Here is a 12644-nt window from a genome sequence, read left to right on the forward strand (position 1 = left end):
GCTATTGGGAGATAATTTTAATAAGTAATAATTAGTAATAAAAACATATTATGAATGATTGTTATGAGGAGTGTTGAAATGTTAGATAAACTGCTAGGTAAAATTAAAGAGGATAATAAGAAGAATCCAGATGTTGAAAAATATTTTGGTAAAGGTAAGGAGTATGTGGAAAATCAGAACTTTCAACCAGCTATAGAATCTTTTAAAAGATGTATTGAAGAAGATCCAGAAGAAGCTAAAGCATATGTTGGTTTATGTATTGCCTATTCTGGTGTAATGGATTTAGGCACTGCCCGTGAATACTACGAAAAACTTAAAGATCTCGATCCATTTCTTGCAGCACAGTTTGCAAATACTCCAACGGGTTCATTGTTAACTGAAGATGAAGATACTTCAGTTTAACTTAATTTGATTATTTTTTAATTTTATAATTAAATTGGTTATGCTCCCAAGTAATGAGAATAAGAATGAAACAGGTGACAGTTGGATATTTGTGTATTTTTCAAAAACCGGATTGAATATCGCCATTAATTAAATATTTTAATGCGTGTATATCTAGTTTACACTTTTTTGGCATATGTGATGTGTGAGTAAAAATATTGTTATAATTCTATTTTTTACAGTTAAAAACTCGTTTAATTATTATTTTCAATCTTAATAATTTTTAATATAAAAATATTATTATTTAAAAAACCAATATTTATAATCAAATGTATTAGTTGCGGAAGGTGTTTATAAAATGGGATATACCGTAGGAAGCTATCTTGCAAAACGTTTTGAACAAATGGGAATTGAGCATAATTTTATTGTTCCGGGTGATTTCAATCTTGTTCTGCTGGATGAGCTTCTAAAAAATAAGAATTTAGAACAGGTAGGTTGTTGTAATGAGTTGGATGCAGCTTATGCCGCTGAAGGATATGCAAGGGCAAAGGGTGCAGGTGCAGTAATTATTACATTTAATGTTGGTGCATTTTCTGCTATTAATGGTATTGCAGGTGCTTATGCCGAGCGCTTACCTGTAATATTTGTTTCTGGAAGCTACAATACAAATGATCCAAATGCAGGTCACATTCCACATCACAGTTTAGGTATTCAAGATTTGAATTATCAATGTGAAATGATCAGTAAAGTGACATGTGATGCAGTACAAATTACTCATGAGAAAGATGCTCCTTATTTAATAGATAGGGTCATACTGAATGCATTAAGCAGCCGTTTACCAGGATATATCGAGATCCCATGCAATATAGCAGATGCTCCGTGCCCTGATCCAACACCATTTGAAACACTATTTAAACCTCCTGCCAGTGATCTAAAGGTACTTGAAGCAGCAGTTAATTCTGCTGCTGAGGCAATAAATAGTGCAAATAAGCCAATTCTTCTTGCGGGGCCAAATCTAAGATCATATAGTGCAATCAATGCATTTAGGGAACTAGCAGAAGCAGTGGGTTGTGCAGTTGCGGTTCAACCAAGTGCAAAGAGTTTTTTCCCTGAAAATCACCCCCAATTTATTGGTATCTACTGGGGTTCAGTAAGCAGCCCTGGCTGCGAAGAGATTTTAGACTGGGCAGATTTGATTATTGCTGCAGGTGCAGTATACACTGATTACTCTACCGTTGGGTGGACTGCACAGCCGCCGGATGGAAAAACAATTAATATTGAACCAAATAGGGTACGTTCTCCTAATTTTGATCATAATGGACTAAATTTACATGATTTTCTTTATGCCCTTGCTAAACAGGTTAAGAAAAACGATTTTTCATTAATAAAATTTAATAAAACTCGACGTGATCAAAAACCAATTAAAACTGCTAATCCAAAGGAACCTCTGACACGTATGGAAATGATAAGGCAAATCCAGAATTTACTCAGCCAAAAAACAACATTATTTGTTGAAAGCGGAGATTCATGGTTCAACGGAATGTTCATGGAGCTACCAGAAAAGGCAAACTTTGAAATTGAAATGCAGTGGGGGTCCATTGGATGGTCTGTGCCGTCTACATTTGGTTATGCTTTAGCAGTAGAACCAGATCAACAGGTGTTGTCTTTAATTGGGGATGGTTCATTCCAGTTTACTGCACAGGAAGTTGCTAATATGATCCGCTATGAACTTGACAATGTGATTCTTTTTGTAGTTAATAATCGTGGTTACGTTGTTGAATCTGAAATTCATGAGGGCCCATACAATTATTTCAAAAATTGGGATTATGCAGGGTTAATTGATGTATTAAATGCTGATGACGGCAATGGGTTAGGATTAACTGCCGGTACTGGCGGCGAACTTGCTGAAGCAATTAAAAAGGCGAAGGCCCATAAAGGCGGCTCTGTACTTATAGAATGCCAGATTGAACATGAGGACTGCAGCCGTGAACTTTTAGAGTGGGGAACTAAGGTAGGCATTGCAAATCAACGCCCGCCCATGCATTAATGTAATTTTTTATTACAGGTTAAATTTGAAGACTAATTGATTAACAGAAATAAATCCAGTTTAATGAATTTTAGAGCCAATATAACTGTATAAATAGAATATGGCGTGGTGGAAATTAAAGAAAAAGATTTACTTAACGAAGTTGAAAAGCTTGAAGAAGTTAATGAAACTTTAGTTAATGAATTCAGGTATTATATAACAACTGAAAAAGAGTCTAAAAGAAGAATTAAGCAGATTCTTGAAAATATCATGGAATCTTATTTTGAAATGGATAATAAATGGCATATCTTAGATTTAAATCATAATGCAGAGATTGAGTTTGGTAAAAAAAAGGAAAAATTAATTGGAAAAGTCTTTTGGAATGAATTTCCTCCAAACAAGCCAATTTGGGATAATTTTTGCAGGGCCCAACAGGAAAAAAAACATATAAAATTTGAGACTTATTCTCCTATTTCAAAAAAGTGGTTTGAAATGCATATCCACCCTTTTGAAGATGGTTCATCTGTTTATTTCCATGATATTAGTGAAAGAAAGAAATTAGAACATGATTTAAAAGAAAGTGAGGAGAAGTACCGGACTATTTTTGAAAATACAGTAAATCCCACCCTGATAATTGAGGAAGATATGACTATATCCATGGTAAATAGCGAATTTGAAAAAGTTTCGGGCTATACAAAAGAAGAAGTGCAAGGTATTAAATGGACCAAAATGGCATGTACTGAAGACATATATAAAATGATGGAATATCATCGTTTAAGAAGGATAAACAAAGATGCTGCTCCAAAAAAATATGAAGCACATTTATTAAACAAAAAAGGGGAAATAAGGGACATTTATCTAACCGTTGGGATTATTTCAGAGAAAAATAGAAGTATAGTGTCATTTATGGATATAACAGAACTTAAGAAAGATGAAGCAGAATTGGAGAGATACAGGACTCATCTTGAAGAACTTGTAGAAAAAAGAACAGAAGAACTTGAAGAGGTTAACAAGGCATTGGCTGAGAGTGAAGAAAAGTTCCGTGAATTGTTCAACAGGGCAGATGATATGATTACTCTGGTAGAATTGAATGAAAAAGGAATTCCAGGTAACTTTATTGAGGTAAATAATGTTGCAAGTCAAAGATTAGGTTATACAAGGGAAGAATTTAAGAATATGACTCCTGCAGATATAGTTGCACCTGAAAAATTAATGGAAATTCCGGAAAATGCTGTTAAACTAATTGAAAATGACTGTGTAAGATTTGAAATAGTCCATATGACCAGAACAGGTAAAAGAATACCTGTTGAGGTTGTTAATCATGTCTTCAAGTTAAAAGGAAAACGTGTAGCTCTTGCAGTTTCTCGTGATATTACTGAACGTAAGAAGTACGAAGAAGAACTTGAAATACTTGTTAAAGATTTGAAGCGTTCCAATGAAGAATTAGAAAAATTTGCTTATGTGGCTTCTCATGACCTTCAGGAACCTCTTAGAACTATTGCAAGCTTTACTCAGCTTTTAGAACGTCGTTATAAGGGTAAATTTGATAAAGATGCAGATGAATTTATGGATTATGTTATAGATGCATCTTTTAGAATGAAGAAGCAAATTGAGGGCCTTCTTGAATATTCTAAGGTTAAAACAGATCAAAAGGGATTCCAACCCGTAAATTTGGATATAGTTTTAAATCAAGTAATTGAAAACTTAAGATCTTTAATTGAAGAAAATGGAGCTGTGATTAATTACGGCCCTCTTCCCGCTGTAATGGGGGATTATGATCAGCTTAGAAGGATTTTCCAGAATCTGGTTGGAAATGCCATTAAATTTAGAAAACATGATATTTTCCCTGTAATTGATATTTCAGTACGTGAAGATAAAGAAAATAATGAATATGTATTTTCTATTGCTGATAATGGTATTGGAATTGAAGAGCAGTATATGGAACGTATCTTTGTAATATTTCAAAGACTGCATACAATGGAACTGTATAAAGGAACGGGTATTGGATTATCTGTGGTTAAAAGGATCGTTGAACGCCACGGCGGACGAATATGGGTTGAATCAGAGCCAGGTGTTGGATCAACATTTTATTTTACTATTCCATTATGTAAGTTTATAAAATCTTTAGTTTGAAAATAAAGGTTGTAGAGATGAAATATTTAATTAAAGTATGTGATGCATGTATTTATAAAATCGCGGAATAACTAATTTTATTAATTATTTAGGGTTTTTAAATTTGAATTTTAAATATTTGTTCTCTTTTGAGAGCTTAAATTTCGATAAAAAATAACCACTAATTTTAAAACAAAATTTATAATAAATTAATTAAATAAATTAATAATTAATAGTCACTATTAGAATAATCGATCTTTATAAGCTTCTATCTTTGAATTTAAAAACTAAAGGAAGCATCTCATGGGGGATAAAGAACAAAAAAAAGAAAAAGGGTTGTTTGCCCCACCTATCTGTAATTTAAATACTAATTACTGTAGTATATTTGAAAATATAGGTGAGGGAGTTTCTATTTTTGAAGTAATATTAAACGAGGAAGGTGGAATTTCAGATTTGCGTTTTGTATACATAAATCTCTGTTCTATATTTAATAAATTTAGTTCTAGAGAAAAAATTATTAATAAAACCTTAACTGAGCTGTGTGGAATTGATAATGCAGTTTCCTATTTAAAAATGGCTGAAGATGTAGTTTTAGCTGGAAAAAGCATACAATATGAATTTCATTTTGCGGAATTTAATAAATATTTTTTAATAAACGCATTTTCTCCACATAAAAACATGTGTGTAACTATAGATGTGGATATTACACGAAAAAAAGAAGCTGAACTGCAATTAAGAAAACAGGCGGATTTGCTTAATCTTACTAATGACGTAATTATTGTCAGTGATATGAATGATAAAATTACTTTTTGGAATCGTGGAGCTGAAAAGAGATATGGATGGCGTGAAAAAGAGGCTTTAGGGGAAGTTACTCATGATTTACTTAAAACTGAATTTCCCGATTCATTAAATGAAACCTATGAAAAATTCCTTAAGGATGGCTACTGGGAAGGTGAATTAATTCATACAAAGCGCAGTGGTGGAAAGATCATAGTCTCAAGCAGGTGGGCGCTGCAAAAGGATGAAAATAATATTCCAATTGGTTTTATGGAAATTAACACTGACATTACCCAAAGTAAAAAAGCTGAAAAAGAATTAAAAGATAGCTATAACATTTTTAATTCAATTATTGAGAATACCAACGATGCTATTTTTTTAAAGGATTTAAATGGTAAATATTTGATGATCAACTCTGCGGGAGCTAAATTTGTTGATAAATCTGTAGAAGAAATCCTTGGTAAGGATGATCGGGCATTATTTTCACCTGAAACTGCTGAAGCTATTATTAAAGATGATAATGAAGTTATCGAAACTGGACAAACAAAAACCTATGATGAATTTACCATTTCTGGTGGTAAAAAAACAATTTATTTATCAACTAAAGGAGTTTACAGGGATCATAAAGGGAATGTAGCGGGCCTTTTTGGCATATCCAAAGATATTACAGAACGTAAAATTGCTGAAAATGCATTAAGGGAATCTGAATCTAAATATCGTACTATTTTTGAAAATACTGGAATTGCCTTTGCAGTGATGGAGGAGGATACAACAATATCTTTGATGAATGATGAAGCTGAAAAAATTATGGGATATTCCAGGGATGAAATAGAAAGAAAAAGACAATGGACGGAATTTATAGCTAAAAAGGATGATTTAAATAAAATGATGGAATATCACAGGCTTCGCAGAGATGATCCTGATGCGGCACCCAAAAAATATGAATTTCAAGCTGTTACTAAAGGTGGCCTTATTAAAGATATAATCATCACAATTTCTATGATCCCAGGTACAAAAAAGACTATAGCATCTTTTTTAGATAATACAGATCGTAAGAATATTGAAAGGGCTTTGAAGGAGTCAGAAGCCAGATATCGTACTATTTTTGAAAATACTGGAATTGCTTTTATGCTTATTGAAGAAGATATGACCATATCTTTGATAAATGAGGAATTTGAGAAAACTTTCGGCTTTTTAAAGGAAGAAGTAGAGGGTAAAAAGAAATGGACTGAATTTGTAGCCAGTGATTATGACTTAAAACGAATGAAAATGTACCACCAAATTCGTAGAAAGAATTCTGAATCTGCCCCAAAAGAATATGAATTTCATGCTATTAATAAAGAGGGGAATACTAGAGATGTTCTTGTTACTGTATCTATGATTCCTAGCTCTAAAATGAGTATAGCATCATTTTTAGATATTACAGATCGTAAAAAAACTGAAAAAGCTCTTGAAGATAGCCGGGAAGAATTCAAAACACTGATTGAAAATTCACCTTTAGGTATAACACGGTACGACCAGAATTTAAGGCATGTTTTCATTAATCCTGCTGGGGCTGAAGTAATGGGATTACCACAGGAAGATTATATTGGTAAAACTCCTGCAGAAATTGGAATACCTGAAGATCTATCCAATACCATTGAATCCCTCTTAAAAAGAATTTTTGGAACTGGAAAGCCTGAAAATCTAGAATTTGTAATACTGGGTCATAAAGGGTTGAAATATTATGATTCTAGGAATATCCCTGAATTTGATAAAAATGGAAATGTAAAATCAGTACTTTCAGTTGCAGCGGATATAACTGAACAAAAAAAGGCTCAAGGTGAGTTAAAAGACGCACACGATACTCTGGAGCTTAAAGTTCGGGAAAGAACAAAAGAACTTAAAAAGTCTAATAAACAATTGAAACAGGAGATAGAAGAGCGTAAAAATGCAGAAAATGCATTATATGAAGAAAAAATAAGGGCGCAGACATACCTTGATATTGCAGGGGTTGTTCTGGTTGCAATAAATAGGGATTTAACTATATCTTTAATAAATAAGAAGGGTATTGAAACTGTGGGATATGGTACTGATGAAATTATTGGAAAGAGTTTTATTGACTTTATTCCAGAAAGATTTAAGGCGGAATTAACAGATATTGCTACCCGCATAATATCTGGTGATTTAAAAGGATTTGGGCATTATGAAGGTCCTATTTTAGTAAAAAATGGCGAAGAAAGACTTATTTCATGGAATATTGCTGTACTTAGAGATGATAATGGTAATTTCATAAATGCACTTATTTCTGGAGAGGATATTACTGAAAGTAAAAAAGCAGAAGAGAATATACTGAAATTGGCAAATATTGTTGAATCTTCAGATGATGCAATAATTGGTTTAACACTTGATGGGATTATAACAAGCTGGAATAGGGGAGCTAAAAAAGTATATGGATATTCTGCCGAAGAAATGATTGGAAAAGGATATTCTCCTTTGTTTGATCCTTCTCAGCTTAAAAAAGTAGATGAATATATATCTGAACTTAAAGAAGGAAAAAATATAATACATTATGAAGCCAAAAGGCTGAGAAAAGATGGTATTGAGATATATGTATCTATGAATCTATTCTCTGTCAAAAATGTTGAGGGAAAAGTTACTGGAATATCTGTAATTTCAAGAGATATTACCGAGAGTAAAAAGGCAGAGGAAGCATTAAGAGAAAGCGAAAAGCGTTACCGTGCTTTATATGATGATAACCCTTCTATGTATTTTACAGTGGATACTGAAGGTATTATACTGTCTGTAAATCCGTTTGGAGCTGAAAGACTTGGTTACACTGTCCATGAATTAATTGGTAAATCATTGATATCAATGGTATTCTATGAGAAAGACCGGAAATATGCAGCACGTAATTTAAAGTACAGTATAAAAAATTATGGGAAGGTGTTTTACTGGGAAATCCGTAAAATCCACAGAGACGGCAGTTTAATGTGGGTAAAAGAGATTTTACACGCTGTTAAGGGGCCTGATGGAAATATAACAGTTTATGTTGTATGTGAGGACATTACGGAGCGTAAAAATGCGGAAGAAGCCGCCAAACGCGAAGCATTTGCGGCATCACAAACTGCAAAGGCCTTAAAAGAGAGCGAAGAGAGGCTTAAAATATTATTTGAATATGCTCCTGATCCATACTTCCTTACAGATATGGAAGGAAACTTTTTGGACGGCAATAAAGCTGCTGAAAGACTTATAGATTTTAAAAAGGAAGAAATTATAGGCAAAAATCTTGTTGAATTAGGTCTAATTACTGGAGAACAGATAATTAAAGCATTTGATTTATTGAGTAAGAACATTAAAGGCCGTGCTACTGGTCCAGAAGAATTTATTCTCACTAGAAAAGGCGGTAAAAAAGTACCAGCTGAGATAACTGGATATCCAATAGAAATAAGGGGTCAAAGGTTAGTTCTGGGAATGGCCAGAGATATAAGCGAGCGTAAAAAATCCGAGGAAAAATTAAAAGAAACAATACATGAATTGAAACGTTCCAATGATGAATTACAACAATTTGCTTATATTACTTCTCATGATTTACAGGAACCGCTTAGAACCATTGCAAGTTTCACACAGCTTTTAGAACGGCGCTATAAAAACAAACTTGACACTGATGCCGATGAATTTATTGAGTTTATAGTTGATGCTGCAACACGAATGAAAGAAATGATCCAAGGGTTGCTTGATTATTCTAGAATAGGTACAAGGGGAGGTGAATTTAATTTTACAGATATTGAAGAGGTATTAATAACTGTTTTATCTAATCTACATGCTGCAATTACTGAAAGTGGGGCTAAAATTACTTATGATAAACTTCCAACAGTCATTGCTGATAGAAACCAGTTGATTCAGCTATTCCAGAATATGATATCAAATGCCATTAAATTTAAAAAGATGGATGTTACTCCAAAAATTCATATATCTGCAAGAAAAGACGAAAAAAAAAGGGAATTTATATTTTCAGTTTCAGATAATGGGATTGGATTAGAATCTCAGTATAAAGATAAAATATTTGAGGTATTTAAAAGGCTGCACACTATGGATGAATATAAAGGGGCAGGGATAGGTCTTGCAATCAGTAAAAGAATTATCGAACGTCATGGGGGCAGAATTTGGGTTGAATCTGAATTAGGTAGGGGGTCTACGTTTTATTTCACTTTACCAATTAGATTGGCTGAAATATCTAATTTTTAATCCGGATCTATCTTATAATAATAATTTGAAGTGAAATAATTGAGTTGTTATTAAATATTTTAGTGTATTTTGAGCTATATTTTATGTCTCCAAAACTTCTTAAAGAAAACTTTTTTTATACCTTCTTCTAATACATATTTAGAAAATAATATGAATAAATTAAAATGATTTTTATGAAGAATACGGGTTTAGATATATTTTCACTTACCAGTGAAGACTATTATACAATATTTGAAAATATGCAGGAAGGCATAACTGTTTACAGGATAGTGTATGATAGAAATGGAAATGTAGTTGATTTAATTATTAAGTACGCTAATCCTGCCTCTTCAACCAGTAGAGTGTTCATTAATAAAAATTTTAGAGGTAAAAGTATTACTAAACTCTATGGATCTAACGCTGTTTCTTCTTTGATAATGGAAGTGAATGAAATAGTCTCCACTGGGAAAATTAAAAAGTATGAGACTTATTCTCCAACTATAGATAGTTATTTTTCATTTTCAGCTTTTGCACCTGCTAGTGATTTGTATGTAACACTTACAACTGATATTACAGAACAGAAAAAAGCTGAACAATATTTAAGAAATGCACACGATGAACTGGAAGTTAAAGTTCAGGAACGGACCAGTGAACTTTTAGCCACCCTTCAAGAGAAGGAACTGCTTCTGAGGGAAATTCATCATCGTGTTAAAAATAACCTGCAAATAATAAGCAGTCTTCTTAATCTCCAGATTCCTTATATCAAAGATGAACAATCAATTGAATTTTTTAAAGAAAGCCAAAACAGGGTTAAATCTATTTCAATGGTTCATGAGAAACTTTATCAGTCCAAAAATCTTGATAAAATTGACTTTGGTAGTTATATTTCTAATATTGTAACTAATTTATTTCAGACCTACGATGTAAATCAAAATTTAATTGAATATGATTTGGATCTGGATAGTATAGAACTTAACATTGAAACTTCCATTCCTTGCGGCCTTATTATAACAGAACTTGTAACTAATTCGATTAAACACGCATTTCCAACAGCTTATGGGCCATGTTCTGAATCTACTGTTTCAACAACTGAAAGAGGTGAATCTGGAAATGGTGGCCTGCAGATCTCTGATTCGTGGTCCAAGAATGAAAATCAGCAATTACAACAAAAACAAGATTACAGCTTCAAGGCAAAGGGAAATTGTATTTCTGAAGTGTCAAAATCTCCGGTTTTGAGGACGTATGGATTTGAAGGATTTACAGTTCTTGACACAGAAAAAAATGAAAAAAGCAAAATTTGGGTAAAATTATACTCCGATAATGGAAAATTCTGCATTATAATAAAAGATAATGGTATCGGATTCCCTGAAGGTTTAAGTTTTAAAAATACTGAATCTTTAGGCCTACAGCTGGTTAATCTCTTAATAAATCAAGTAGATGGATATATAGAACTTAACTCGGAAACTGGAACTGAATTTAGAATTGAATTTGAGGAGTTAAAATACAGGGAAAGGATTTAATCTTGAATGAATTGAATTTATACTGCATGGATAATACTGGTTGATATTTAAAAAAATAAGATGGCTAAATTTATCTGTTTGTTATATTGCATGTTGATCTAGTCACATCACAAAATTCAACATTTGCAGCCCATCTATTTTTGCATTCACATTCAAATTCTTCAGGAATGCTCTGGTTAAGATTGGATTCAATTATTAAATTTTTGAGTTTCTTATTGCATTTTTTACAGTTAAAAGGCCCTCTCCGTGTTCCAAAACCAGAAGTATCCATTATCACCGGAATCTTAGATGAACTTCTGACCATTTTTATGATTTCAAGTACACTCCAGATCCACGGCGGCTGGTATGAACCTCTGCGCCATAGAAGTTCCATAAGAGTTCCTTTGTGAATTGTTGCTGGGCAGAATGATATCCTATCAACACCAACTTTTTCTGCATATTGTGCTGAAGCAACTGCATCTTCAATAGCTTCTTTTTCAGATGTTAAAATTGGCTTAACAAAAAGATAGGCTTTGGATGTAACTTTGTAATCATTTTTCATCTTTTTAATAACATTAACGGCTTGTTCAAAGTCTTCATTTGAAAATCCTTTGTTTATCCTGTATTTTTTGATATAGTCGCTGCTGCTTTCAAGCCCCATACTTACCTCGAATATTTTATCTGGCAGGAGACTGCAGCACTCCCTGATTACTTCTTCGGTTACATACTCTGGACGGGATTCAACTATAACTTCTTCTACATTCTCTTCATTATTCAGGATTTTGAGAATTTCATCACGTGCTTCTTTAGGTAATTCCTCTTCATTTAAAAAACTTCCTGATACAAAGATTTTAACAGCAGTTTTTGGTTTTATTTCATGTCTTTCCATAAGATTTTTGAATATTTGAACTGATTCATCTGAAGAAACCTCTTCTAAGGGTGAATCTGCAATGTAACTGCACATCGTGCATCCGCCAGATCCTGAAAGTGCATGGGCACATCCTGGAGTTGGTATAATTATAAAAACAGCATTTCCTTTTCCGGAGTAGAGCAGGTCTTCTGAGGTCCAGGTTACTGCAAGATCAGATGGTGATTGCTTATCCATTCTTTTAATGGCATTTTTTCTGATGTCTGACATTAAGTTTTGAATTTCCATAATTTTCACGGGTTTATCTTTAATATTTTGATTTGGTTTATAGTATGTTTTTATCAACCTTTACAAAATCTGTCAAATCTTTGATTTGACGCAGCAAAAATCACAGATTTTTGCATGCTTCGATTTTGTAAGCACGAAAATTTCCAATTTTCGACTGCGCTCGAAAATCTATGATTTTCGGCGCCCCGAAAAATCTAAGATTTTTCAATGGTTTTTTTCTAAAAAGGTTGATTTTCACGCTTGTAAATTTAAAAAATTTTTGAAGTTGTGTAACTTATCATAAAATAAGTAGATACCATTGAATTTGTTGTACTTGAATTAAATATGTCGAAGTATAATATTAATTTGTTGAAAAATAGCAAACTTAAAAAATAGCTTTAATGACTTAAAAATGAAAAATAAAATAAGTATGGAGAATTTAGAATGCGCTAATTACGTCTCCAAGTAATTTTATGGATTTTTCTTTGTCAGGTCCAATTGGGGAACC

General features: G+C 32.7%; 6 protein-coding genes. 5 read left to right on the top strand and 1 reads right to left on the bottom strand.

The window, feature by feature from the left end:
* The first annotated feature begins 78 nt into the window (after window positions 1-78).
* From EJ01_RS11575 to EJ01_RS16645, 5 genes are all read left to right on the top strand, one after another.
* Complete coding sequence (locus EJ01_RS11575) at window positions 79-402, top strand: tetratricopeptide repeat protein (protein ID WP_048082836.1); 324 nt, start codon at window positions 79-81, stop codon at window positions 400-402.
* A 337-nt stretch (window positions 403-739) separates the two neighbouring features.
* Window positions 740-2428 (top strand): alpha-keto acid decarboxylase family protein, encoded by a 1689-nt coding sequence (locus EJ01_RS11580; RefSeq protein ID WP_048082835.1) that lies wholly within the window; start codon window positions 740-742, stop codon window positions 2426-2428.
* A gap of 108 nt (window positions 2429-2536) precedes the next feature.
* On the top strand, window positions 2537-4540 hold the full coding sequence (locus EJ01_RS16635) for a PAS domain-containing sensor histidine kinase (protein WP_052376117.1): 2004 nt from the start codon (window positions 2537-2539) through the stop codon (window positions 4538-4540).
* A 282-nt stretch (window positions 4541-4822) separates the two neighbouring features.
* Window positions 4823-9523, top strand: coding sequence for a PAS domain S-box protein (locus EJ01_RS16640; protein ID WP_052376119.1), 4701 nt, complete (start codon window positions 4823-4825; stop codon window positions 9521-9523).
* Window positions 9524-9696: 173 nt separating this feature from the next.
* Window positions 9697-11022 (top strand): sensor histidine kinase, encoded by a 1326-nt coding sequence (locus tag EJ01_RS16645; protein WP_052376121.1) that lies wholly within the window; start codon window positions 9697-9699, stop codon window positions 11020-11022.
* 70 nt (window positions 11023-11092) lie between these two features.
* On the opposite strand, the gene EJ01_RS11600 is transcribed toward EJ01_RS16645, so the two are convergent.
* Window positions 11093-12157, bottom strand: coding sequence for an archaeosine biosynthesis radical SAM protein RaSEA (locus tag EJ01_RS11600; RefSeq protein ID WP_048082834.1), 1065 nt, complete (start codon window positions 12155-12157; stop codon window positions 11093-11095).
* Window positions 12158-12644: the final 487 nt, after the last annotated feature.

It is taken from the genome of Methanobacterium veterum, from assembly GCF_000745485.1.
GTDB lineage: Archaea > Methanobacteriota > Methanobacteria > Methanobacteriales > Methanobacteriaceae > Methanobacterium_D > Methanobacterium_D veterum.